At 61.8% G+C, this 25,213-nt stretch carries 20 protein-coding genes and 1 tRNA gene; 15 read left to right on the top strand and 6 right to left on the bottom strand.

The features are described 5' to 3' along the window. Positions 1–29 precede the first annotated feature (29 nt). From ACRTG1_RS22085 to ACRTG1_RS22095, 3 genes are read left to right on the top strand one after another with little or no spacing between them, the layout of a single operon-like run. A complete protein-coding gene (locus tag ACRTG1_RS22085; RefSeq protein ID WP_206552522.1) occupies positions 30–971 on the top strand; it encodes an alpha-E domain-containing protein in 942 nt (313 codons plus the stop codon). Positions 972–981: 10 nt separating this feature from the next. Further along, a complete protein-coding gene (locus tag ACRTG1_RS22090; RefSeq protein ID WP_317088171.1) occupies positions 982–1,776 on the top strand; it encodes a transglutaminase family protein in 795 nt (264 codons plus the stop codon). A 34-nt stretch (positions 1,777–1,810) separates the two neighbouring features. Then, positions 1,811–2,539, top strand: coding sequence for a proteasome-type protease (locus ACRTG1_RS22095; RefSeq protein WP_206545244.1), 729 nt, complete (start codon positions 1,811–1,813; stop codon positions 2,537–2,539). Positions 2,540–2,561: 22 nt separating this feature from the next. Here the strand turns inward: ACRTG1_RS22095 and ACRTG1_RS22100 are convergent, their stop codons facing one another. Further along, positions 2,562–2,975 (bottom strand): DUF4864 domain-containing protein, encoded by a 414-nt coding sequence (locus tag ACRTG1_RS22100; protein ID WP_113155250.1) that lies wholly within the window; start codon positions 2,973–2,975, stop codon positions 2,562–2,564. A 194-nt stretch (positions 2,976–3,169) separates the two neighbouring features. Between ACRTG1_RS22100 and ACRTG1_RS22105 the strand changes: the two genes are divergently transcribed. The 8 genes from ACRTG1_RS22105 to ACRTG1_RS22140 all read left to right on the top strand — a co-directional run bounded on the left by ACRTG1_RS22105 (position 3,170) and on the right by ACRTG1_RS22140 (position 12,906). Then, a complete protein-coding gene (locus ACRTG1_RS22105) occupies positions 3,170–3,943 on the top strand; it encodes a DeoR/GlpR family DNA-binding transcription regulator (protein ID WP_432517235.1) in 774 nt (257 codons plus the stop codon). 98 nt (positions 3,944–4,041) lie between these two features. After that, positions 4,042–5,577, top strand: coding sequence for a glycerol-3-phosphate dehydrogenase (glpD, locus tag ACRTG1_RS22110; RefSeq protein ID WP_283800922.1), 1,536 nt, complete (start codon positions 4,042–4,044; stop codon positions 5,575–5,577). Between the two features lie 164 nt (positions 5,578–5,741). After that, positions 5,742–7,238: a glycerol kinase GlpK gene (gene glpK / locus ACRTG1_RS22115; RefSeq protein WP_432517237.1), complete on the top strand. Its 1,497-nt coding sequence runs from the start codon at positions 5,742–5,744 to the stop codon at positions 7,236–7,238. 131 nt (positions 7,239–7,369) lie between these two features. After that, positions 7,370–7,445: transfer RNA gene (locus ACRTG1_RS22120), tRNA-Lys, on the top strand. A gap of 484 nt (positions 7,446–7,929) precedes the next feature. Continuing rightward, positions 7,930–8,688, top strand: a complete 759-nt coding sequence (locus tag ACRTG1_RS22125; RefSeq protein WP_113155246.1) for a cytochrome c biogenesis CcdA family protein — start codon at positions 7,930–7,932, stop codon at positions 8,686–8,688. 73 nt (positions 8,689–8,761) lie between these two features. Continuing rightward, positions 8,762–10,117, top strand: coding sequence for a bifunctional UDP-N-acetylglucosamine diphosphorylase/glucosamine-1-phosphate N-acetyltransferase GlmU (glmU, locus tag ACRTG1_RS22130; protein WP_432517239.1), 1,356 nt, complete (start codon positions 8,762–8,764; stop codon positions 10,115–10,117). Positions 10,118–10,256: 139 nt separating this feature from the next. Next, entirely contained in the window at positions 10,257–12,080 is a 1,824-nt protein-coding gene (glmS, locus tag ACRTG1_RS22135; RefSeq protein WP_206547528.1) for a glutamine--fructose-6-phosphate transaminase (isomerizing), read from the top strand. Between the two features lie 121 nt (positions 12,081–12,201). Next, positions 12,202–12,906 carry a DUF502 domain-containing protein gene (locus tag ACRTG1_RS22140; RefSeq protein WP_206545500.1) on the top strand — a complete coding sequence of 235 codons (705 nt, stop codon included), beginning with the start codon at positions 12,202–12,204 and terminating at the stop codon, positions 12,904–12,906. On the opposite strand, the gene recG is transcribed toward ACRTG1_RS22140, so the two are convergent. Further along, entirely contained in the window at positions 12,858–14,966 is a 2,109-nt protein-coding gene (gene recG / locus ACRTG1_RS22145) for an ATP-dependent DNA helicase RecG (protein ID WP_432517241.1), read from the bottom strand. The genes ACRTG1_RS22140 and recG overlap by 49 nt on opposite strands. A gap of 107 nt (positions 14,967–15,073) precedes the next feature. Between recG and ACRTG1_RS22150 the strand changes: the two genes are divergently transcribed. Both ACRTG1_RS22150 and mfd read left to right on the top strand, forming a co-directional pair. Next, positions 15,074–15,352 carry a succinate dehydrogenase assembly factor 2 gene (locus ACRTG1_RS22150; RefSeq protein ID WP_432517243.1) on the top strand — a complete coding sequence of 93 codons (279 nt, stop codon included), beginning with the start codon at positions 15,074–15,076 and terminating at the stop codon, positions 15,350–15,352. A gap of 12 nt (positions 15,353–15,364) precedes the next feature. Continuing rightward, on the top strand, positions 15,365–18,868 hold the full coding sequence (gene mfd / locus ACRTG1_RS22155; protein WP_432517245.1) for a transcription-repair coupling factor: 3,504 nt from the start codon (positions 15,365–15,367) through the stop codon (positions 18,866–18,868). Positions 18,869–18,903: 35 nt separating this feature from the next. On the opposite strand, the gene ACRTG1_RS22160 is transcribed toward mfd, so the two are convergent. Both ACRTG1_RS22160 and ACRTG1_RS22165 read right to left on the bottom strand, forming a co-directional pair. Further along, the gene (locus ACRTG1_RS22160) at positions 18,904–19,587 is read right to left on the bottom strand and encodes a DsbA family oxidoreductase (protein ID WP_432517246.1); all 684 of its coding nucleotides are present in this window, start codon (positions 19,585–19,587) and stop codon (positions 18,904–18,906) included. Positions 19,588–19,597: 10 nt separating this feature from the next. After that, the gene (locus tag ACRTG1_RS22165) at positions 19,598–21,430 is read right to left on the bottom strand and encodes an extracellular solute-binding protein (RefSeq protein ID WP_206545267.1); all 1,833 of its coding nucleotides are present in this window, start codon (positions 21,428–21,430) and stop codon (positions 19,598–19,600) included. Between the two features lie 285 nt (positions 21,431–21,715). Between ACRTG1_RS22165 and ACRTG1_RS22170 the strand changes: the two genes are divergently transcribed. Next, positions 21,716–22,339 (top strand): invasion associated locus B family protein, encoded by a 624-nt coding sequence (locus tag ACRTG1_RS22170; protein ID WP_113155240.1) that lies wholly within the window; start codon positions 21,716–21,718, stop codon positions 22,337–22,339. 74 nt (positions 22,340–22,413) lie between these two features. Here the strand turns inward: ACRTG1_RS22170 and hspQ are convergent, their stop codons facing one another. Continuing rightward, complete coding sequence (gene hspQ, locus ACRTG1_RS22175; RefSeq protein ID WP_204360814.1) at positions 22,414–22,746, bottom strand: heat shock protein HspQ; 333 nt, start codon at positions 22,744–22,746, stop codon at positions 22,414–22,416. Between the two features lie 163 nt (positions 22,747–22,909). Here hspQ and ACRTG1_RS22180 point away from each other — a divergent pair, with 163 nt between their 5' ends. Next, positions 22,910–23,872, top strand: a complete 963-nt coding sequence (locus tag ACRTG1_RS22180) for an AEC family transporter (RefSeq protein ID WP_113155239.1) — start codon at positions 22,910–22,912, stop codon at positions 23,870–23,872. Here the strand turns inward: ACRTG1_RS22180 and ACRTG1_RS22185 are convergent. Continuing rightward, a complete protein-coding gene (locus ACRTG1_RS22185) occupies positions 23,835–25,091 on the bottom strand; it encodes a UbiH/UbiF family hydroxylase (RefSeq protein ID WP_432517248.1) in 1,257 nt (418 codons plus the stop codon). The genes ACRTG1_RS22180 and ACRTG1_RS22185 overlap by 38 nt on opposite strands. Positions 25,092–25,213: the final 122 nt, after the last annotated feature.

Consider the following 25,213-nt stretch of genomic DNA (forward strand, 5'->3'; position numbering starts at 1 on the left):
TGCGATGAGTGGAAGGAGCAAGGGCTGACATGCTTTTGGGGCGCTCTGCGAACGGTCTCTACTGGATGGCGCGCTATATCGAGCGGGCGGAGAATATGGCGCGTCTGGCCGATACGGGGCTGCGGCTGGCGCTGACCCAGAGCAATGCAGCCTCCGATGAATGGGCCTCGGTTCTCACCAGCGCCGGCGTGCGCGATCTGTTCGAAGAGACGAACGACAATTTCGATACGGCGACGGTGACGAACTTCCTGCTCCGCGATACGGACAATCCCTCCAGCGTCCTCTCCTCCATCGACACAGCGCGCATGAACGCGCGGATGGTGCGCACGGCGCTGACGCGCGAGACCTGGGAAAGCGTCAACGAAGCATGGATGGCGCTTCATCGCATGCTCAGGCACCGCGTGGACGAGCCCGATCTGCCGGCCGTTCTCGATGCGGTGAAGCGGGAGACGGCGCTTATTCGCGGGGCGTTTCAGGGCACCATGCTGCGCAACGAGGTTTTCGACTTCGCGCAGATCGGCACGCTGATCGAGCGGGCCGACAACACGGCGCGCATTCTCGACGTGAAGTACTATGTTCTTCTGCCTTCGGCCGCCTGGGTCGGTTCATCGCTCGACAACAGCCAGTGGCAGACCATTCTGCGCTCGGTTTCGGCGCTGCGGTCCTATCGCTGGACCTATGACGGCGATTTCAATCCATCGAAGATCGCCGATTTTCTGATCCTCAATCGACGCATGCCGCGCTCGCTGGCCTTTTCCTATCGCGGCATTTGCGATTCCCTCGATTATCTGGCCGACGAGTATGGAGAGCGCCAGCCCTGCCACGAACTCGCGCATGCCCGCCTGACCCGGCTGAAATCAGCCGACATTGCGGATGTCTTCGATGACGGGCTGCACGAGTTTCTGAGCGACTTCATCCGTGACAATGCGGCGCTGGGCAACCAGATCGCGGCAGACTTCCGCTTTTATTGAGGAGGGTCGCATGCGCCTCAGGATCACGCATCATTCAGAATATCGCTACGACGCCCCGCTCGCCTACGCGCTGCAGCGTCTCCGCCTTGTTCCCCGCAGTGGCCCGACGCAGGAGGTGATCGAATGGTCGCTTCGAACCGATGGCGCAGCGCAGGAAGTGCAGTTCATCGACGGGTTTGGAAACGACACGCGCCTTATCAGCATTGATGGCGAACCCCATACGATCGTGATCGAGGCTTCGGGCATCGTGGAGACCCGTGACACCGCCGGCGTGACCGGCCGGCATCAGGGGCTCGCGCCGCTCTGGCTGTTTCAGCAGGAAACCACGCTTTGCAGCGCGGGTGACGGCATATCCGCGCTGGCAAAGCGAGCAGAAGGCGAAACGGACGTCGAGCGCCTGCACAGCCTGATGGCGCTGGTGCGCGATCAGGTGGCCTACCGGATCGGAACAACGGATGCGGGAACGCCTGCCGAAGAGGCGCTCACAAACGGCGAGGGCGTGTGTCAGGATCACACGCATATCTTTCTCACGGCGGCGCGCCTGATGGGTTTTCCCGCGCGCTATGTGAGTGGCTATCTGCGCATGGACGATACGGACGAACAGGCGGCGAGCCATGCCTGGGCGGAGGCGCATCTCGACGGTCTCGGCTGGGTCGCATTCGACTGCTCCAACGGGATATCGGCGGACGACCGCTATGTGCGTGTGGCGACCGGCCGCGATTACCGCGACGCCATGCCGATTATGGGGATCAGGATCGGCATGGCGCAGGAAGAGCTTGCGGTTCAGATCACTGTCGAGCAGTAATCTATCCAGACGAAACTGAAGAGGCACAGTCCGCATGACCTATTGCGTCGGGCTGAAAACCCATGAGGGGCTGGTGTTCATGTCCGATACGCGGACGAATGCCGGCGTCGACAACATCTCCGTTTTCCGCAAGATGCATTGCTGGCAGAAAGAGGACGAGCGGGTTCTGGTTCTTTTATCGGCGGGTAATCTCGCGACCACGCAGGCTGTTGTCAGCCTGCTGGAAGAGCGGACCAAGGCCCCCGACGAGCGCACGCCATCCATGCTCGAGACGCCGTCCATGTATCAGGCCGCACGCCTGGTCGGCGATACGGTGAAGGAGGTCATTCGCCAGTCCGCGCCAGCGGGTCAGAGCGCTGACGCTTTCGGAGCCTCGTTCATTCTGGGTGGACAGATCCGCGGGATGGAGCCGCGTCTGTTCATGATCTACCCGGAAGGCAATTTCATCGAGGCGAGCGCGGATACGCCGTTCTTCCAGATCGGCGAGACAAAATACGGCAAGCCCATTCTGGTGCGCGCATTCGATCCCGCAATGAGTTTTGAGGAGACGGTGAAGCTGCTTCTCGTCTCCTTCGATTCCACGCTTCGCTCCAACCTGTCGGTCGCGCCGCCCATAGACCTTCTCTATTACGAACAGGACAGTTTCCGCATCGGATATGAGAAGCGCATAGAGGCGGAAGATCCTTATATGCGCACGATTTCAGAGGGTTGGTCGCAAGCGCTGAAGTCTGCGTTCAAGAGCCTTCCCGACTTCACGCGCTGAACGAACCTGACCATGAGCCGGATCAGATCGCGAGCGACGCCGCTTCCCTGAGGCTCACGCCGGTGATGCGGAACGTGCCGTCTGCCTGTCGCTTCAGCGTGTAGACGGCTTCGTAGTTCCTGCCATTCGGTGCAGTTGTCAGAACACGCTGCATGATGGTTTCGCCGGAAAGCTCCACAGCCTTGTCGAATGCAAGACTGCGCGGGCGGTAGACAGGCTGATAGCCCTGCCTGACCATCGCCATGAAGCGCTCCAGTGTCGGGAACATGCGCTTGATGTTGGGGGCGGCATAGGAATAGGCGCGGGCGTCGTCGCCGGCGATGAACGCCTCGATCTGCCCCTTGATGGATGATTGCGCCGCGCGGATTTCTGCCTCACCTGCAAAAGCGAAAACGGGTGTCAGGCAGATAAGGATGGTCAGTAACAGTCGTTGCATGATCGCTCCTCCACTTGAACGGCGGCCACTTGAACGGCGGTACACAATCACGGCTCTTTTCAAAGGCAGCCGCGCCGCCTGTCTTTCAGCTACGTAAGAAAATAGGGGATGGTTTCGTTCTTGCCAGCTTAGGGGTGCGCTTGCTCAATGTTCGTTTTTAGTTTTGAATACCTAAAACGAACATTGGAGTGGGCATGAACAACACTTTTCTGACACCGCGACTTTCCGAGATACTCGATCTGGCGAAGGAGCAGGGCCGCGTTCTTGTCGACGATCTGGCTGCCCATTTCGATGTCACGCCGCAGACCATTCGCCGGGATTTGAATGAACTCTGCGAAAAACGTTTCCTGACCCGCATCCATGGCGGCGCACTGATACCGTCCGGCATCGAGAACATGGAATATGAGGCACGGCGCAAGATTGCGGCCGATGAGAAGCGCGCCATCGGCCAGGCCGCCGCCCGTCTGATCCCCGACAAGGCGTCCCTCTTCGTGAATATCGGCACGACGACCGAGGCCGTCAGTGATGCACTTCTGGATCATGAAGGGCTTCTGGTCATCACGAACAATATCAATGTTGCCAACAGGATGCGGGTTTATCCTACACTGGAGGTTATCATTGCTGGCGGTGTTGTGCGCGGATCAGATGGCGGTGTTGTCGGTGAAGCGGCGGTGGACTTCATCCGTCAGTTCAAGGTCGATTATGCGGTGATCGGTGTTTCTTCCATCGATCAGGATGGCGCGTTGTGCGACTTCGATTTTCGCGAAGTGAAAGTGGCGCAGGCGATCATCGCCAATGCCCGTCATGTGATCCTGGTTTCGGATTCCACCAAGTTCGAGCGTAGCGCGCCGGTGCGCATCGGGCATTTGTCTCAGGTGCACACCTTTATCACCGACCGCTGCGCCGCACCGTCCATGCGCGGGCTCTGCAAGGAAGCAGGTGTGCAATTGATCGAGACCGGTGTGTAACCGGAGTTTCATTTTCGTTTGACATTCGTTATGCTTTCAAAATAATTCCTTTTTGAATTGGCAATTGCTGATTACCCAGAGTTTTGAAGGAGAAGAACGTGTCCACTTCCCAAACCGATCCGTCCGCGATCTACGACGTTTTCGTTGTTGGCGGCGGGATCAATGGTTGCGGGATCGCGCGCGACGCCGTCGGGCGGGGCTATTCCGTATTTCTGGCGGAGATGAACGATCTGGCCAGCGGCACGTCTTCCGGTTCCACCAAGCTCATTCATGGCGGTCTGCGCTATCTCGAGCATTATGAGTTCCGCCTCGTGCGCGAGGCGCTCATGGAGCGCGAGGTGCTTTGGCGCAACGCGCCGCACATCATCTGGCCGATGCGCTTCGTCCTGCCCGTGCACAAGGGGTTGCGTCCGGCTTGGCTCGTGCGGCTCGGGCTCTGGCTCTACGACCATATTGGCGGCCGCAAGCTTCTGCCCAAGACCGCGACACTGGACATGCGCACCGATCCGGCGGGAAAGCCGCTCAAGGCCGATTACCGCCGCGCATTTGAATATTCGGACTGTTGGGTGAATGATGCCCGCTTTGTCGTGCTCAATGCGCGCGACGCGGCTGATCGCGGCGCCGAGGTGCGGGTGCGCACCAAAGTCATGCGCGCCGAAGACGAGAACGGCGTCTGGAAGGTGCAGATCGAGGATCTGCGGACCGGTGAGCAGGAGACCGTGCGTGCGCGCTATCTGGTGAACGCCGCCGGCCCCTGGGTGGATCACATCATCTCCGGCGTTCTTCGCCAGAACGATGTTCACAATGTGCGTCTGGTCAAGGGCAGCCACATCGTCACGAAGAAGAAGTTCGACGATCCGCGCGCCTACTTCTTCCAGAACGCCGACGGGCGGATCATCTTCGCCATTCCCTATGAGGAAGACTTCACCCTCATCGGCACCACCGATCAGGACTATGACGGTGATCCGAAGGATGTCGCCATCAGCGATCAGGAAACCGATTATCTGTGCGCCTGCGCCAGCGAGTATTTCGCAGAACCCGTCACGCGTGACGATATCGTCTGGTCTTATTCCGGCGTGCGACCGCTCTATGATGACGGCGCGTCAAAGGCGCAGGAAGCAACCCGCGACTATGTGCTGAAGGACGAGGCCGGCAAGGCCGGCGCTCCGATGCTTCACGTGTTCGGCGGCAAGATCACGACCTATCGCAAGCTCGCCGAATCTGCGCTGCAGAAGATTTCTGACACGATTGGCGCAAAGGGACGTCCGTGGACGCATGCCGAAGCGCTGCCGGGTGGCGAGTTCCCTGCCGACGGATATGACGCGCAGGTGGACAGGCTCGTGGCGGACTATCCGTTCCTTGAGCGCGGCCATGCCGCACGCCTCGTCAGGCTTTACGGTCTGCGCGCCTGGAACATGCTTGGCAAGGCAGAATCGACGGAAGATCTGGGCCGGCATTTCGGTCACGATCTCTATGAGGCCGAACTGCGCTATCTGGTCGAGCATGAATGGGCGGTCAGCGGTGAGGATGTGCTCTGGCGGCGCACCAAGCGCGGCCTGCACATTTCTGCAGAAGAAGCAGCGGCCGTCGACGGTTTTATGCAGACGCTTTGCGAAGCGCAGAAGGCCGGCTGAACCGAATTGCCAGCGCGCCGATGAATTGCGCCAGCTGGACAGGAGCCAGACCTTGACGGATCAAGGCGCGGTCGTGTCTGGATGAGGATGGCCTGCGCCAGTTTTGATGCGCCGGTTTCAAGTCGCCAGTTGCAAGGCGCACGACAGTTACACCCGGAGGAACCATGAGCGGCTACATACTGGCAATCGACCAGGGAACCACATCCAGCAGGTCGATCGTTTTCGACAGGGCCATGAAAGCCGTGGCGACCGGGCAGAAGGAATTCCCTCAGCACTTCCCGAAATCAGGCTGGGTGGAGCATGATCCCGAAGACATCTGGGACAGTGTCGTCTCCACCGTGCATGATGCGCTGGAAGAAGCGGCGCTGACTGCCGGCGACATCGCCGCAATCGGCATCACCAATCAGCGCGAAACCATCGTGGTCTGGGAGCGCGACACGGGCAAACCGATCCACCGGGCCATTGTCTGGCAGGACCGCCGCACCGCGCCGCTGTGCGAAACGCTGAAAAAGAAGGGACTGGAAGAGACCTTCACGGCCAAGACGGGGCTTCTGCTCGATCCTTATTTCTCCGGGACCAAGCTTTCCTGGATCCTCGATCATGTGGAAGGCGCGCGGGAGCGGGCGCGGAACGGTGAATTGCTCGCCGGGACCATCGACACGTTCCTGATCTGGCGGCTGACCGGGGGCAGGGCGCATGTAACCGACGCCACCAACGCCTCACGCACGCTTCTGTTCAACATCGAGACCAATCGCTGGGACGACGAACTGCTCGAAATCCTCGATGTGCCGAAAGCGCTTCTGCCGGAGGTGAAGGACAGCGCCGATGATTTCGGCGTGACCGAGAAATCGCTTTTCGGTGCCGAAATCCCGATACTCGGCGTTGCCGGCGATCAGCAGGCAGCCGTGATCGGTCAGGCCTGTTTCGAGCCCGGCATGCTCAAGGCCACCTATGGCACCGGCTGCTTCGCGGTCCTCAACACCGGCGAGACGATGGTGACCTCGAAGAACCGTCTTCTGACGACCATTGCCTATCGGCTGAACGGCAAGACCACCTATGCGCTGGAAGGCTCGATCTTCGTGGCCGGTGCGGCGGTTCAGTGGCTGCGCGATGGTTTGAAGGTGATCGATCAGGCAGCCGATTCGGGTGCGCTTGCCGCCGAGGCCGATCCAACCCAGAACCTCTACCTCGTGCCTGCCTTTGTGGGGCTGGGGGCTCCCTATTGGGATGCCGAAGCGCGCGGCGCGATCTATGGCCTCACGCGCAACTCCGGTCCGGCGGAATTCGCCAGGGCAACGCTCGAATCGGTGGCCTATCAGACGCGCGATCTTCTCGACGCCATGCGCAAGGACTGGCAGGACGACAGCGCCGAACACACGGTTCTGCGCGTGGACGGGGGCATGGTTGCCAGCGACTGGACGCTGCAATGCATCGCCGACATGCTTGATGCGCCGGTGGACCGGCCAACCCAGCTTGAGACGACGGCGCTCGGGGCCGCCTGGCTTGCCGGATCGCGGGCCGGGGTCTGGCCTGATTCTGAGGCCTTCGCCAAAGGATGGGAGCTCGACCGGCAGTTTCAGCCCAAAATGGCCGAATCCGAACGCGCGGAGAAGCTGAAAGGCTGGCGCGATGCGGTGCGGCGCACGCTGAGCACCACCTGAAACCCTTGCAGACAGGGCGGTTTCGGGCCCGGTGAAAAAAGTCGGGAGATAGACGCTTTTTTCCGGTTGACCATGGATAAGCGTCTATCTATGTTCCGCCCACTTTCCGGGGTTCGCCAGAACCCGCACGGGAGCGCGTAGCTCAGTTGGTAGAGCAACTGACTTTTAATCAGTAGGTCCAGGGTTCGAGCCCCTGCGCGCTCACCACCATTCTCCAACAGATCACCGTTCTCCTTTGGGCAAGTTTTTGCCCTTGCCGCATGTTCGTTTGGGCGTCGACGCGCTTGATTGTCTGCGGCTTCCTGCCACGATCGGGCAATCGGATTGACTGCTCGGGAGTGAGGGCATGCATATTCGCAAGCAGATATTGAACCGCGATGGCGAGATTGTGCACAATGAGACGTTGAAGCAGACCGCCCAGACCCGTGAAGCTGCAATCGACAAGGTTTGACGGTTTCCCACAACCACCCATTTCATCAGCAGATCCAGGCGCTGAACGCTGAACGCTCATGACCATGCTTCACAACATCAACACGCGTCTTCGGTGCATCGCTGCCGCATTGTCTTTCCGCATGGGGCGACCCTATGCCACGGAAAGGTGATTGGCCTCATCCATCGCGCCTGCCTATATGGGCTCCATTGTTTTTGCGCGCGCATGAGCGTGCTGTCATTGTTGTATTGAGATTGAAGCATGGCGATTGATGTCGGATATTTGAGTGCGGCCGGTGCGGGAGCGCTGTCGTTTTTATCTCCCTGCGTTCTGCCGCTTGTGCCGCCTTATCTCTGCTACATGGCCGGCGTTTCCGTTGAGCAGTTTCAGGGCGAGGCCGAAGGCAAGCCGGCAGGAAGCTCCGGTGGCGCAACGCGCTTTGCACTCTTCACCGCTTCGCTTTCCTTCGTGCTCGGCTTCACCACCGTGTTCGTGATGCTGGGTGCAGGCGCTTCGACCATCGGCGCCGTCCTGCGCGCCTGGCAGCAGGAACTTGCCATAGCCGCCGGCATTGTCATCATCATCATGGGGCTCAACTTTCTGGGTCTGGTGCGCATTCCCTTTCTGTCGCGCGAGGCGCGTTTTCAGTCCGGCGGAAAGCCCGCCACGAGGCTTGGCGCATATATCATGGGGCTGGCCTTCGCCTTTGGGTGGACGCCCTGCATCGGGCCGGTTCTGGGGCCGATCCTCACACTGGCCGGTGGACGCGAGACGGTTGGCGATGGCGCACTGCTTCTTGCCGTCTATTCGCTTGGCCTTGGCGTCCCCTTTCTTCTCGCTGCACTGTTTTCGGGCAGTTTCATGCGCTTCCTGTCGCGTTTCCGCATGCATCTCGGCCGCGTCGAGAAGGTCATGGGCGCGCTTCTCGTTCTTGCCGGCGTGCTCTTCCTGACGGGCGGTATGCAGTCCATGGCCTTCTGGCTGCTCGAAACCTTCCCGGCGCTGGGTAAACTCGGCTAACCCTCCATTGGTGCCGCGCTGACGGGATGCTAAGAGAAAGCGAATCGTCAGAAGCAGAACGGGTTTCCAGTCCATGAGCGAACGCACCTGCCTTTCCGTCATTCTCGCAGCCGGCGAGGGGACGCGGATGAAGAGCGCCACACCGAAGGTGCTGCACAAGATTGCCGGGCTGGAGATGCTCGGTCACGTGACCCGGGCGCTGGACGCCGCTGGTGCCGGCGACAAGGCGCTGGTCGTGGGCCATGGGGCGGAAGCCGTGTCGCGTGCTGCTGAAGGCTTTGCGCCGGGCGCGGAAACCTTCATTCAGGCAGAGCGGCTCGGCACCGGCCACGCGGTTCTGGCGGCCCGCGCGGCCATTGCCCGCGGTTATGACGATGTTCTGGTCACATTCGGCGATACGCCGCTCATCTCACTCGACGCGCTTGCCGCGCTGCGCGCAGGGCTTGCCGCCGGCGCGGATGTGGTCGTGATGGGTTTCCGTACCGAGCGCCCCACCGGCTATGGCCGCCTGATCGAGGACGGCGATGCGCTTGTCGCCATCCGTGAGGAAAAGGACTGTTCCGACGAAGAGCGCAGGATCACCTTCTGCAATGGCGGCGCGATGGCGATTGCTGGCAACAGCGCGCTTGAGCTGCTCGACGCCATCGGCAATGACAACGCCAAGGGCGAATATTATCTGACGGATGTCGTGGAGATTGCCGCCGGTCGCGGCCTGACCGTGCGCGCCATCGAGGCCGATTACGAGAGCGCGCTTGGCATCAACAACCGCGCCGAACTCGCCGGTGCCGAGACCATCTGGCAGAACCGCCGACGGCGCGCCGTGATGCTCGACGGCGTGACGATGATTGACCCGCAGACCGTCTATTTCTCCCATGACACGGTCATTGGCCGCGACACGGTGATCGAGCCCAACGTGTTCTTCGGTCCGGGCGTGACGGTCGGCGAGAATGTAACGATCAGGGCCAGCTCGCATCTGGAAGAAGCGCGTGTCGATGAAGGCGCATCCGTTGGTCCGTTCGCACGGCTGCGGCCGGGGGCGGAGATTATGGAAGGCGCGAAGATCGGCAATTTCGTCGAGATCAAGAAGACGCGCGTCGAGCCGGGTGCGAAGGTTCCGCATCTCTCCTATGTGGGCGATGCGCGTGTCGGTGCGAAGGCCAATCTGGGCGCCGGCACCATCACCTGCAATTATGATGGCTTCTCCAAGCATTTTACCGATATCGAGCCGGGCGCTTTCATTGGCACCAACTCGGCGCTCGTCGCGCCGCTCACCATTGGCGCGGGCGCCTATGTGGCCTCCGGCAGCGTCATCACGGAATCGGTGCCTGCCGATGCACTGGCCTTCGGGCGTGCCCGCCAGTCCAATCGCGCCGGGCTCGGAAAGCGCCTGCGCGACCGTCTGGCAGCGATCAAGGCGCGGCGTGGATAAGCCTGACATGCGGGCGTCGCAGACCCAGATTAGGCTTGATACGAATTGAAAGACTTGTTGATTTTCATCCAGTTCCCGGGCGTTCTAAAACGCCTGCGTGAATCGGGGTTTTAGGTTTGGTGGGAGGCTGAGAAGCCATATGTGTGGAATTGTAGGCATTGTCGGGCAGACGCCGGTTGCGCCGCTCATCGTCGACGCTCTGAAGCGGCTCGAATATCGCGGCTATGACTCTGCGGGCGTTGCGACGCTCGACCACGGTCAGCTCGACCGCCGCCGCGCCGAGGGCAAGCTGGTCAATCTGGAAAAGCGCCTGGGCGAAGAGCCGCTCGGCGGCATGATCGGCATCGGCCACACGCGCTGGGCCACGCATGGCGTTCCCAATGAGGCCAATGCGCACCCGCATTTTGCCGAGGATGTGGCTGTCGTTCACAATGGCATCATCGAGAATTTTGCCGAGCTGCGCGAAGAACTGAAGCGCGACGGCTTCGTTTTCGCTTCGCAGACCGACACCGAGGTGGTCGCCCATCTCGTAGCGCGCGAAGTAAAAAACGGCGCATCGCCGAAGGATGCGGCCTTTGCTGCGCTCAAGCGTCTGCGCGGCGCATTCGCGCTCGCCATCATGTTCCGCGGCGATGAAGACCTGATCGTTGGTGCGCGCAATGGTCCGCCGCTTGCCGTTGGCCATGGCGAGGGCGAGATGTATCTCGGCTCTGACGCCATCGCTCTTGCGCCCTTCACCAACGCCATCACCTATCTGGAGGATGGCGACTGGGTGGTGCTGCGCCGCAACGGGATGGAGATCTTCGACATGGCCGGCCAGCCGGTCGAGCGTGCCCGCCAGCAGTCGGTCGGCACCAGCCTTCTGGTCGACAAGGGCAACCACCGGCACTTCATGGAAAAGGAAATCCATGAACAGCCGGAAGTCATCTCCCACACGCTTGCCAACTACCTGAACTTTGCCGAAGGCACGGTTGCCGATTTCGATCTGCCGTTCGATTTCGCAAAGATCGAGCGTCTGGCGATCTCGGCCTGCGGCACCGCCTATCTGGCCGGCCTCATCGGGAAATACTGGCTCGAGCGTTATGCCCGCCTGCCGGTCGATATCGATATCGCCTCGGAGTTCCGCTACCGCGAGATGCCGCTGCCGAAGAACAGCGCCGCTCTGTTCATCTCACAGTCCGGAGAGACCGCCGACACGCTGGCGTCGCTGCGCTATTGCCGTGAAGAGGGCATCCCGATCTCGGCAATCGTCAATGTGCGCGAATCGACCATCGCCCGAGAGAGCGACGGCATTTTCCCGACACTGGCCGGGCCCGAGATCGGCGTTGCCTCGACCAAGGCCTTCACCTGCCAGTTGAGCGTGCTTGCAGCGCTGACGCTGAAGGCCGCCAAGGCGCGCGGAACGATTTCACCGGAGGAGGAACAGGCGCTGGTGCGTGAGCTTTCCGAAGCACCGCGTTACGCGTCTCAGGCGCTCAAGCTCAGCGCCAGCATCGAGAAGGTCGCGCGCGAGCTCTCCCATGTGCGCCACGTGCTTTATCTCGGCCGCGACACGAACTATCCGCTGGCTCTGGAAGGCGCGCTGAAGCTCAAGGAGATCTCCTACATTCACGCCGAAGGCTATGCCGCCGGTGAGCTGAAGCATGGTCCCATCGCACTGATCGACGAGCAGATGCCGGTGATCGTGATCGCGCCGCATGACCGTATTTTCGAGAAGACGGTCTCGAACATGCAGGAAGTCGCCGCGCGCGGTGGCCGCATCGTTCTGATTACGGATGAGAAGGGCGCACAGAACGCCACGCTCGAAACGCTCGAGACCATCGTTCTGCCGGATGTTCCCGAGTTCGTCGCGCCGATCATCTATGCACTGCCGATCCAGATGCTGGCCTATCACACGGCAGTCATCATGGGCACGGATGTCGATCAGCCGCGAAATTTGGCGAAGTCGGTTACCGTAGAATAACGAAAGGAGGGCTGTCATACGGCGGCCCTAATTTCTATTCTAATGTTCAGCCTGGTGGCGTAGTGTCCACCGGGCTGCTTCCCGTTAATTCGCCACTCTTGAGGCCCGTTCCCACATCATGATGACTCGCCTGCGCAACTATTTTCTTACGGGTTTCATTGTCACTGCGCCGCTCGCAATCACGGCCTATCTGGCCTGGTCGATGATCGGATGGGTGGATTCATGGGTCAAACCCTACATTCCCTTCCGCTACAATCCCGACAATTACCTGCCATTCGCCCTTCCGGGCTTCGGTCTGATCGTGGCGCTTGTCGTGATCACGCTGATCGGTTTTCTGACAGCGAATTTCATCGGTCGCACCATCGTCAACACCGGTGAAAACATTCTCGGGCGCATGCCGCTGGTGCGCAGCGTCTATCGCGGTCTGAAACAGATCCTCGAAACGGTTCTTTCCGAGCGCTCGGACACGTTCAAGAAGGTCGGTCTGATCGAATATCCGCGCAAGGGGCTCTGGGCGCTGGTCTTCGTTGCCACAGAGACGCGCGGCGAGGTGCAGGCAAAGGTGGATGACGATGCAGGCCAGACCATCGCCGTGTTCCTGCCGACAACGCCGAACCCGACATCCGGCTACCTGCTGTTCGTCCCGAAGCAGGATGTGATCGAGCTCAAGATGACCGTGGAAGAGGGCGCAAAGCTCGTGATCTCCGCCGGTCTGGTTGCGCCTGAATATCAGCAGCAGACGGCAGCGCTGGCCGCCGAGGCGATGAACGAAGACAGTCAGCCGGCGCGCAAGAGCCGCACCGCCTCATCCCGACCGAACAAATAAAGAAGCAGCCTCAGCGCTTCACCGCGCGGGGTCTGTAGCTCCGGGTCGCGCGACAGGATAAGCCGCGCATCGTCACGCGCGGCCTGTAGCAGGTCCACATGCGCCTCGATGCGGGCCACCCGGAAACCGGGCGTGCCCGACTGTTTGGTGCCGAGAAGGTCACCTTCGCCACGCAGTTTCAGGTCTTCCTCGGCGATGACGAAGCCGTCTTCGGTTTCGCGCATCACTTCCAGCCGCCGGGTGGCGGTCTGGCCGAGCGGGCCTTTGTAGACGAGCACACAGGACGAGGCGAGGGCGCCGCGCCCCACGCGTCCGCGAAGCTGGTGCAGCTGCGCCAGACCGAAGCGCTCGGCATGTTCGATCACGATAATGGTGGCGTCGGGCACATCGACGCCGACCTCCACCACTGTGGTGCCAACCAGAATGCGCGTTTCGCCTGCCTTGAAGGCGCGCATCGCCTCGTCCTTCTCGGCAGCCTTCATGCGACCGTGAATGAGGCCGACCGCGCTGCCGAAGACCTTTTGCAGCGAAGCATGCCGGTCCTCCGCCGACATCAGCGGCAATTCCTCCGATTCATCGACAAGCGGGCAGATCCAGTAGACCTTCTGGCCTTCGTCCAGCGCCTTGCGCAGCCGGTCGACCAGTTGCGGCAGGCGCTCCACCGGCAGCGTTACCGTGCGGATGGGCTGGCGTCCCGCCGGTTTCTCGGTCAGGCGCGAAACATCCATGTCGCCGAATGCCGAAAGCACCAGCGTGCGCGGAATGGGCGTCGCCGTCATGACCAGCATGTCGGGCGCATCGCCCTTCGCGGTCATGGCCAGCCGCTGGTGCACGCCGAAACGATGCTGCTCGTCCACCACGGCCAGCGCCAGATCCCTGAACTGCACGGTTTCCTGAAAAAGCGCATGGGTGCCGATCACGAAGTCGACTGCGCCCGATGCGATATCATCAAGAATGCGCTGGCGCTCCTTGCCCTTTTCCCGGCCCGTCAGAACGGCAACGGAGAGGCCTGCCGCCTGCGCCAGCGGCGTGATCGTCGCGGCGTGCTGCCGGGCGAGGATTTCCGTCGGAGCCATGAGGGATGACTGTCCGCCGGCTTCGGCGGCGCGTGCCATGGCAAGCAGTGCAACAACGGTCTTGCCCGCACCCACATCGCCCTGAAGCAGCCGCACCATGCGCTCTGCGCTGCCCAGATCCGCATGAATGTCCTTGACGGCCTCCTCCTGCGCGCCCGTGAGCGTATAGGGAAGCGCCGCACGGATCTTGCGCTCAAGGCGTCCATCGCCCGTCAACGGCCGGCCGGAAAGGCGCTTCACCTTCGCCCGCACAAGCGCCAGGGAGAGCTGCCCTGCCAGAAATTCGTCATAGGCGATGCGCCGCCAGAACGGGCTTTCAGGCTGCACGTCTTCGGGCGTCTGCGGATCGTGAAGCCGCTTCAGCGCGTCTGCGAAGGGCGGCATCCCGTTGCGCGACAGGAATGCGGCATCCTGCCATTCGGGCATGTCTGGAAGGCGTTCAAGCGACTGGCCGATGGCGCGCCGCAGCACCTTTGCCGAAAGGCCGGCCGTCAGTGGATAGACCGGTTCGAGCGCCGGCAGCGTGTGCGCTTCGGAAAGCGGCACGATGAAATCCGGGTGCACCATCGATGCGCGCCCGTTGAACCATTCCATCCGGCCACTCACCAGAACCTTCTCGCCCTCCGGCAGGATCTTTTCGATCCATGGCGCGCGGGCATGGAAGAAGGTGAGCGTGATCTCGCCCGTGTCATCGAACGCGAAGACCCGGTAGGGCACGTTCCTGCGCCCCTGCGGCGAAGGATGATGGCGGCCCACTGTCACTTCAAGCGTGACGATTGAGCCCTCGGGTGCATTGGCGATGCCCGGCCGGTTGCGCCGGTCGATCAGCGAGTGCGGCAGAACGAAGATCAGGTCGCCGACGCGCAGCTCACGGCCAGCGGCGTCGTCCGGCACGATATTGGCCAGAAGATCGGCAACCTTGGTCCCGACGCCATCGAGCGTCGTGACAGGGGCGAACAGGGGATCGAGAAGTGAAGGGCGCATGGTGTCATGATTAAAGCCCAAATTCGGCGACGCAAGGCTGACAGACGCTCATGCACACGCTATATCCGCCCGGGCGACCGACCGCCGCAGACCATGAAGGCCAGACCATGACAGGCACCACCCGTTCCAGCCACGATCTCGACCCCCGCCGCCGCCGCGCCCTGGTGCGCTCCTGGCGTCGCGGAACGCGCGAGATGGATCTCGTTCTCGGCGGTTTCGCCGATGCGGAAATCGACCGTCTCCGCGATCAGGAAATGGACGAGCTGGAAACCATTCTGGACGTGCCGGACACCCAGCTTTTCAAATGGGTAACGGGCGAAACGCCGGTGCCGTCGGAGTATGACACACCACTCTGGAGGCGCATTCTCGCCTCGCGGAGCCGCTGAGGCACGACGCTGATGAGCCTGATGACTGCTTTGAAACTGCCGCGCGAGGGCATTGGCGCGGTCACGGTGGACGGTGTTGCCGACGGCTTTGAAGCCTTCGCACTGGCAACGGTCGCGCGTGAGATCGCCCCCAATGGGCCGGTGATCTTCGTTCTGCGCGATGGCCAGCGTCTGCCAGCACTCATCGACACGCTGCGCTTTGCCGATCCGGGCCTGCCCGTGCTAGATCTGCCGGCCTGGGACTGTTTGCCCTATGACCGCGTGTCGCCGGGCGGCGATGCGGCTGCGCGCCGGCTTGCAGCCATGAACGCCATGGCGGATCTGCGCAAGAACCCGCACCGCGCCATTGTCATCGTCAGCGCGAACGCGCTCTTGCAGCGCATGCCGCCGGCAGATCAGATCGGCGCGCAGGGCTTTTTCGCCAAACCCGGCAATCAGGTGGACATGACCGCGCTTACGGGCCGGCTTGAAACCAGCGGTTTCGAGCGCGTTTCCACCGTGCGCGACGTGGGTGAGTATGCGGTGCGCGGCGGCATTCTGGACCTTTTCGCGCCCGGCTGGGACGAAGCGCTGCGGCTCGATTTCTTCGGCGACACGCTGGAATCGATCCGCTCCTTCGATGTCGCCACACAGCGCACCACCGGCCAGCGCACCGAAGTTGCGCTTCAGGCGATGAGCGAGATCACGCTGACGCCCGAGGTTATCAGCCGGTTTCGCCGCAATTACATCGAGATGTTCGGCGCGCCATCGCGTGACGATGCGCTTTATGCCGCCGTCAGCGAGGGCCGGCGTTTTGCCGGCATGGAGCACTGGCTGCCGCTTTTTCACGAACGCCTCGAAAGCGCGCTCGACTATTTGCCCGATGCGCCCGTTATCTTCGACCATCTGGCCGAGGAAGCGCTTGGCGAACGTCATGCGCTGATCGTCGATCACTATGAGGCGCGGCGCGAGCAGATGGCGGGCAACGAGCTTGGCGGTGCGGTTCCCTACAAGCCGGTCAAGCCCGACACGATCTATCTCGATCCGAAGGAAGTGACTGCAGCAGGCGTAGAGCGCCGCGTGGTCCACTTCACGCCCTTCGCCACGCCCGAAACCAGCAAGTCGCGCATCTATCACGCCGGTTCCGAAGCTGGCCGCAACTTTGCCGAAGAACGCGCCGACCCGAACGCCAACGTTTTCGACCATGCCGTGAAGCACATTGGCGACCTGCGCTCCAGGGGCAAGCGGGTGCTGATTGCCGGCTGGAGCGAGGGCTCCGCCGAGCGGCTTTCGCAGATCCTTGCCGAGCACAATCTGGGCAATGTCGCGCGCGTCGACACGCTGGCCGAACTTGAAAAGCTGGAAGAGCGGCAGGCCGGCATCGGCATTCTGCCGCTGGAATCCGGCTTCGAGACGGCGTCGCTTGCCGTCATCGGCGAGCAGGACATTCTGGGCGACCGCCTCGTCCGTCGCGCAAAGAAGCGCAAGAAAGCCTCTGATTTCATTTCGGAAGTCGCGGCACTCTCCGCTGGTGATATCGTCGTTCATGCCGATCACGGCATCGGCCGCTTCATCGGGCTCAAGACCATTGAGGCGATGGGCGCGCCGCACGACTGTCTCGAACTGCGCTATTCTGGCGATGACCGGCTCTTCCTGCCGGTCGAGAACATCGAGCTTCTGTCCCGCTACGGCTCCGACGGCCCGGACACCATGCTCGACAAGCTGGGCGGCGTGGCCTGGCAGTCGCGCAAGGCGAAGCTCAAGAAGAAGCTTCTGGAGATGGCCGGCCACCTGATCCGCATTGCCGCCGAGCGCGAAATGCAGAAGGGTATCAGGCTTTCCCCGCCGGACGGTCTCTATGGCGAGTTCGCCGCGCGTTTCCCCTATGAGGAAACCGACGACCAGCAGAACGCCATCGACGCCGTGCTCGACGATCTGGGGTCCGGTCGCCCCATGGACCGGTTGATCTGTGGCGATGTCGGTTTTGGCAAGACCGAGGTGGCGCTGCGCGCCGCCTTCATCGCAGCGATGGAAGGTCTTCAGGTGGCCGTGGTGGTGCCCACCACGCTGCTTGCGCGCCAGCACTTCAAGACATTCCGTGAGCGCTTTGCCGGACTGCCATTACGGGTTCGCCAGGCCTCGCGCCTCGTTGGCTCCAAGGAGCTGGCCGAGACCAAGAAGGGCCTGACCGACGGCACGGTCGACATCGTGGTCGGCACCCATGCGCTTCTCGGCAATTCCATAAAATTCAAGAATCTCGGCCTGCTGATCATCGACGAAGAGCAGCACTTCGGCGTGAAGCACAAGGAACGGCTCAAGGAACTGAAGTCGGACGTCCATGTGCTGACGCTTTCGGCAACGCCCATTCCGCGCACGTTGCAGCTGGCGCTGACGGGCGTGCGCGAGCTTTCGCTCATCACCACCGCGCCGGTGGATCGCATGGCCGTGCGCAGCTTCATCTCGCCGGTCGATCCGCTGGTGATCCGCGAAACCCTGTTGCGCGAACGCTATCGCGGCGGACAGAGCTTCTATGTCGTGCCGCGCGTTTCCGATCTCGCCGAAGTGCGTGAATTCCTCAACGAGCATGTGCCGGAATTGAAGGTCGCCACGGCTCACGGCCAGCTTCCGCCTGGCGAACTCGATGACATCATGAACGCCTTCTATGACGGTCAGTATGATGTGCTTCTTGCGACCACCATCGTCGAATCCGGTCTCGACATTCCGACCGCAAACACGCTGATCGTGCACCGTGCCGACATGTTCGGTCTTGCCCAGCTCTACCAGATCCGTGGCCGCGTCGGGCGCTCCAAGGTGCGCGCCTATGCGCTCTTCACCCTGCCGCCCAACCGCACGCTGACAAAAACCGCCGAGCGCCGCCTAAAGGTGCTTCAGTCGCTCGATACGCTGGGCGCGGGCTTCCAGCTTGCAAGCCACGATCTCGACATTCGCGGCGCGGGCAACATTCTGGGTGAGGAACAGTCCGGCCATATCAAGGAAGTTGGTTACGAGCTTTATCAGCAGATGCTGGAAGAGGCGGTTGCCGAGCTGAAGGGGGCCGAAGACGCCGCCGATACCGGCTGGTCGCCGCAGATCACGGTCGGCACGGCCGTCATGATCCCGGAAAACTATGTTCCGGATCTGCAATTGCGGCTTGGTCTCTACCGCCGCATTGCCGATCTGGAGACGCCGCAGGAAATCGACGCCTTTGGCGCGGAGCTTATCGACCGTTTCGGCCCGCTGCCGCAGGAGGTGGAGCACCTGTTGAAGATCGTCTTCATCAAGGCGCTTTGCCGTCGGGCCAATGTCGAGAAACTCGATGCCGGCCCCAAGGGCGCGGTTGTGCATCTGCGCAATCAGCAGTTTGCCGAGCCGGCTTCTCTGGTGCGCTTTATCGGCGAGCAGGGCTCGCTTGCGAAGATCCGCCCGGACCACAGCATCGTGTTCATTCGCGACTGGCCAACGCCGCAGAAGCGCCTGGCAGGCGCTGCCGTCATCATGACCCAGCTCGTGCGGCTGATCGAGGCGAAGGCGGCCTGATTTCTCAGGCTTGGGGTTGAAGGCGGCCTGATTTCTCAGGCCTGGCTGCTGTCGAGCGCGCCTTCCGCCTTGGCCTGCGCCACCTGGCGGATGGCGTCCGCCAGCGTGTCGGCCTCCTGTGCGCCCATCACCGCATAGCGTCCTTCGAGAAGGAAGCAGGGCACCCCGGTGACGCCCATCTGCTGCGCGGTGGCAATTTCCTGCTCTACCTCGGCCCGGTCGGCGTCGGTTGCAAGCAGGGTCTCGACAACGGCCGCATCCATGCCTGCGTCCCGCGCAGCCTGAATGAGAACCGCAGCATCGCCGATATTCGCGCCTTCTTCGAAATAGAGCGCAAAGAGCCGGCCGACGAGCTGGTCCTGCACGCCGGGCTCAGCCGTCGCCGCCCAGCGGATCACGCGATGGGCGTTCAGCGTGTTGGGCGAGGTCCGGATCGCATCAAAAGCGAAATCGATCCCTTCCGCACGCCCGAGCTCATCGATCTGTACATGCATCTGGCGAATGCGTTCCGCGTCGCCGAATTTGTCCATCAGATAGGTCTGACGGTCCTTGCCCTCCGGCGGAATGGTCGGGTCGAGCTGGAACGGACGCCAGCGCAGTTCCACGGCAATCTCGGGAACCGCCGCCAGCGCTTTCATGAGACGGGCCCGCCCCACATAGCACCAGGGGCACACGACGTCGGAAACAACGTCGATGGTTACGGGGAGGGGGCTCATCATTGTATCTGCCTTATTCTGCATCCGGCTTATGCCACCACGTCTGCAGCTTGTAGCCGTAAAGCGGTGTTTTTTCCGGGTGGTCGAGGTCACTCCAGTAAGCGACCCATTCGTCATTGTCATGCTGCATCGGCACCACATAGGCGCCCGACATCAAAAGACGGTCCATCGCACGCACGGCAGCCGAATAATCGTCCATGTCACGCGCGTTCAGCATGGCGTCGATCATGGCGTCAATGGCCGGATCGGCCGCACCTGAAAGGTTGAACGAGCCTTCTGCGTTTGCTGCGGCCGAACCCCAGCGGTTGATCTGCTCGGTGCCCGGCGAAAGCGAGCCGGAGAAGCCCACGGAAGCAATCAGCATGTCAAAGTCATAGCGCTGCTTGCGCTGCTGGGCCTGTGAATCATCCAGAAGCCGGATCGAAACATCGATGCCGATTTTCCGCAGCGCGCGCTGGAACACGGCGGCCAGCTTTTCGCCTTCCTCGGACGTAACCAGAATTTCGAAGGTGAGCGCTTCGCCGTTTTCATTGACCAGCGCATTGCCTTCCAGGCTGTAGCCGGCCTCCTGAAGCATCTTCAGCGCTTCGCGCATCTGGTCGCGGCCGATTGGCTCGCCCGCCATTTCCATCTTGCCGTAGCTGCCGTCCATCACCTCCGGTGTCACCCGGTCGGCATAGGGCTCAAGCAGGGCGCGCTCGCGTTCATCGGCCGGCTTGCCGAGAGCGGAAAGATGCGATCCCTGCCAGTAGCTCAGCGTGCGCTCATACTCGCCGCGCAGCACATTGGTGTTCACCCAGCCGAAATCATAGAGCTTTGACAGCGCGCGGCGCACGCGCGGATCGGCGAATTTCTCGCGCCGCGTGTTGAAGAAGAAACCGCTGACCGCAGGCGGAACGCCATTGGTGAAGGTTTCGCTGACCACCTTGCCCTCGCGGGCCGCCGGAAAATCGATGCCGTGCTGACGACGCACCGGGTCGGATTCGGCATAGACCGAGCAGATGCCCTTCTTGAACGCTTCCACCATGGAGTTCACGTTGAGGAAGTACTCGATGGTGATCTTGTCGTAATTGTCGAAGCCGCGCTTGGAGGGAATGTCCTCGCCCCAGTAGTCCTGGTTGCGCGAAAACACGATGCGCCGGCCCGGGTCCACTTCCGAGATGCGGTAAGCGCCGCTGCCCGTCACCGGCTTCAGCGTCGTCTGGTCAAATGTCTCGATGTCGAAGGCGTGCTGCGGGATGATCGGCGTCATGGCGACGATCAGCGGGAATTCGCGGTCGGCCTTCTCGTTGAAGGTGAAGCGTACGCTGTGATCGCCGGTCTTTTCGATCTTCTCGATCTTGGCCGTGCGGCTGGAATAGGGCGGGCGGCCTTTCTCCGTGAACGCATCATAGGTGAAGATCACGTCTTCCGGGGTCACCGGCTTGCCATCCGACCATGTCGCATTCGGGTCGAGATTGAACTCGGCATAGCTGCGCGCCTCGTCCATCACCACGCTTTCGGCAAGCAGGCCATAGAGCGCGAAGGGCTCGTCGGCGCTGCGCATCATCAGCGGCTCGAAAACCAGATTGCCGAAAATCGTGTCGATCACGCCGCGCGCCGTTGTGCGCATGCTTTTGAGGATGAACGGGTTGAGATTGTCAAAGGAACCGACCACGCAATAGGTGACGTCGCCACCCTTGGGCGCATCGGGATTTGCGTAGGGAAAATGCGTGTAATCGGCAGGCAGTGCAGGCTTGCCGTGCATCGCGATGCCGTGAACCGGCGCGTCTTCGGCGAACGCCGCGCCCGAGGCGAGCATGGTTGCGGAAATGGCGAGAAGGAGAGATTTGGAGCTTGGGAACATCTACGCACCTTGGCCGGATTTATCTGGCGGTTCCATGATTCGTCGGCGAGCGTATCACACACAATGTGGCGAATGCGGCCACCGGGGGCTTTGCCGGACAAAGACGCGTGATCGTGTGATGTTTGCCGCACAGGTCGACAAAGTCCAGCGAAATGGTCCGTTGGGCTGGATTCGCGTTTCACGGCAGTGTAACACGCGCACAAGAGTCATGCTGTCGCCGCATTTTCCAAACAGGTGACACATGAACAAATTTCTGGCGCTGTGCATTTAGAGGAACTGAGCCATATGAAAAGCCTGAACGCGAAAGCTACCCGCACCCTGTTCGCCCTTGCCGGCGCCGCTTGTGTGGCTGCCAGCGGAGTTGGTGTCGCCGCCGCGCAGCAGCAAGCGCCGCAGGGCTGGTTCAAGGCCTGCACGAAGCAGGAAGACGTCGACATCTGCAATGTGCAGAACGTTCTCGTTGCCGAGACCGGCCAGATGATCACGGGCGTCAGCCTCATCGAGGTCAAGGGCAAGGTGAACCGCAAGGTCTTCCAGATCACCGTGCCGACCGGCCGCATGGTGCCTCCCGGCATCGGTCTGCAGATCGATGGCGGCCAGACGCAGAAGATCGATTACGCGATCTGCCTGCCGGACCGCTGCATCGCCGAAGCTCCGCTGACCGATCAGCTGGTTGGCTCCTTCAAGCGCGGTTCGGAACTGACGCTCACCTCGGTGAACTTCCAGAACCAGCCGAACCCGATCAAGATGTCGCTTTCGGGCTTCACCGCTGCCTATGACGGTGATCCGATGCCGCAGTCCGACATTGAGGACCGCCAGAAGAAGCTTCAGGACTTCGTGAACAAGAACAACGAAGAGTTCACCGAGAAGCTCCGCGAAGCGCAGGAAAAGGCCAAGAAGGCCGAATAGCGCTCACACAGAGTTCAAATGAAAACAGGGCCCGCGAGGCCCTGTTTTTGTATGCGTGTGGTTCTGCGCTGGCGTCAGTGGTGCAGGCGCTCGCGCGGTTCGTAGTGGCCGTCGCCGGTCTCGACGAAGAACTCCGCCAGTTGCGGGTGCCGCACGGGCACGCCGGTCTCGTCCGGCATCAGGTTCTGTTCCGAAACATAGGCGACATATTCCGTCTCCTCGTTCTCGGCGAGCAGATGGTAAAAGGGCTGGTCCTTGCGCGGCCGCACGTCCTCGGGGATCGCCTGATACCAGGCTTCCGTGTTGTTGAATTCGGGATCGACATCGAAAATCACGCCACGGAAGTCGAACACCCGATGGCGGACAACCTGGCCTATGCGAAATTTTGCAGTTCCAATGTTTTGCATAATTATACCTCTGCCCCCTATTTGGCGCAGCCGCCGCCACAATTCAATCCCGCGACCTTGACGGGCAGGGGGTCCGCGCGCTAGCCGCGATGTCGGGCGTAACGCAGTCGAGCTGCTTCCGTGGGTCCGGCGGATCGAATGGCGGGCTCCACGGGGATGGGCTATGTCGGGTGTCGCGGGACTTGTGCTGCCGTTTTTCGGGCTGATCTTCATCGGCTATGCGGTCGCCCGGCTGAAGCCGCACCCTGCCGATGCGCTCGGCTGGATGAACACGTTTGTCATTTATGTGGCGCTTCCCGCTCTCTTCTTTCAGCTGCTGGCCAAGACCCCGATCGAGAAGCTCACCGAGTGGGGCTATATTTTCGGCGCCGTCGCCTCGACCTATATCGTCTTCGCCATCATGTTCGTCGGCTCGATGCTCATCAGCCGCAGTTCGGTTGCCGAAAGCACGATCAAGGGGCTCGCCGCCGCCTATGGCAATATCGGCTATATGGGGCCGGGCCTGGCGCTCCTTGCCTTTGGCGAGAAGGCGGCGGTCCCCGTGGCGCTCATCTTCTGCTTCGAGAACATGATCCATTTCGCCGTCGCGCCCATGATGATGGCGATTTCGGGCGGCGACAGGCAATCGCCTGGCCGTCTTGCGCTGGAGGTTCTGCGCAAGATCGCGCTGCATCCCTTCATCATCGCGACCGCAGTGGGCGTTGCAGCGGCTGCGGTGCAGTTCACCCCGCCGCTTCCGATCGAACGCCTTCTGGCCTATCTCGCCTCGGCTGCCGCGCCCTGCGCGCTCTTTGCGATGGGTGTCAGCCTTGCCATGCGGCCGCTGCGGCGCGTTCCGCATGAGGTGGGCGTCATCGCCTTCCTCAAGCTCATTCTGCACCCCGTCATCTGTTACGTGATGCTGAGCTGGATCGGAAATTACGAGGAGAGCTGGGTGTTCTCCGCCGTCCTTCTGGCCTCTCTGCCCACGGCCACCAATGTGTTCGTTATCAGCCAGCAATATGGAGTCTGGATGGAGCGTGCGTCGGCCAGCATTCTGATCACGACGCTGCTCTCGGTCGGAACGGTGACGGCGTTGCTTTACGCCATCACGAACGGGCTTCTGCCGCCGGATCTTTTTCCCTGACCAGACCTTTTCCCCTGACAGGACCTTTTCCCCCAAAAGGAAGAAGCGCGGAGAAACCGCTGCCCGGACGCATGCCCTCGCGCATGAAGAGCGCGCGCAGTGGCGGAATGCTGCTGATGACACTGAGGCCGGCGCTGCGCGCGATCTGTGCCGGCAGAAGACCGGACAGAAGCGACATGTTGAGCAGGTTCACCGAGTTGCTGCGGGCCAGAACATCCGGCCGGCGCGAAGCGTCGTAGCGCGTCATGGCGGCAGGAGCGCCCGGATCGTCGCGGAAGGCGTCCGCCGTTGCGACAAGGTCTTCCACGTCGCGAATGCCCAGATTGAGCCCCTGCGCCGAGATTGGCGGGAAGACATGCGCCGCTTCGCCGATCAGCGCCACGCGGTTCTGACCGAAGCGCGATGGCATCAGCGTGCTCAGCGGATAGACCTGTCGGCCGGGCTCCACCGTCACGCCGCCGACGAGCGAGGAAAGCTGCTTCTCCACCTCACGCGAGAGGTCTTCATCGCTCAGCGCATGGCGGCGCTCGGCGTCTTCCGGGCGCTGCACCCAGACGAGGCTTGAACGCATGCCCGGCAGCGGCACCTGCGTGCACGGGCCGTTCTGCGTGTGAAATTCGGTGGAAACGAAACCATGTTCGCGCGTGTGCGAAAAATTCAAAACGAGAGCCGCCTGCGGCAGCGGGCTGGTCTTGGCCGAAATGCCAGCCGCTTCACGGGCCGGCGATCTGCGGCCATCGGCAGCGACGGCCAGCTGCGCCGAAACGCGTTCGCCATTGTCGAGCGTCGCGGTCACATGATCGGGCGCGCACTCCCAGTCCGTGACGAGGTTCTCATGCCAGTCGATAAGCGGCGAGGCCTGTGCGGCCTTGGCAAGCTCTTCGGTCAGGCGCGCATTGGGAATGTTGAGCCCAAAATACTCTTCGCCGATCTCGCCGGCGTGGAATGTCACGGTCGGACTGCGCACCAGCCGGCCGGTTGCGTCCACGAGGCGCATGGCCTTGAGCGGCGCGGTCTCGGGCAGGAGCTTTTCCAGAAAGCCCAGCGGTTCGATGATGTCGAGCGACGGGCGCATCAGCGCCACGGTGCGGCGGTCGCTGCCCTTCGGCACTGGTCCCACCAGCGTCACCGCATGACCATGATGCGCCAGCGCGAGCGCTGCAATCAGGCCGGCCGGTCCGGTTCCTGCAACGAGAATTTTACGGTCACTATCGCCCACGGCAGCTCATCCATCTATGCTTCGACAATCATCGACAGGACATCGGCATGTCTTTGTCATGATGGGGTTGTTCGACGCAAGGTTCAACGCGGCGAAAGCACCCAGGCAATGTGACGGGGGCA

It is taken from the genome of Nitratireductor sp. PBL-C9, from assembly GCF_050877045.1.
Taxonomy (GTDB): Bacteria; Pseudomonadota; Alphaproteobacteria; order Rhizobiales; family Rhizobiaceae; genus Nitratireductor; species Nitratireductor aquimarinus.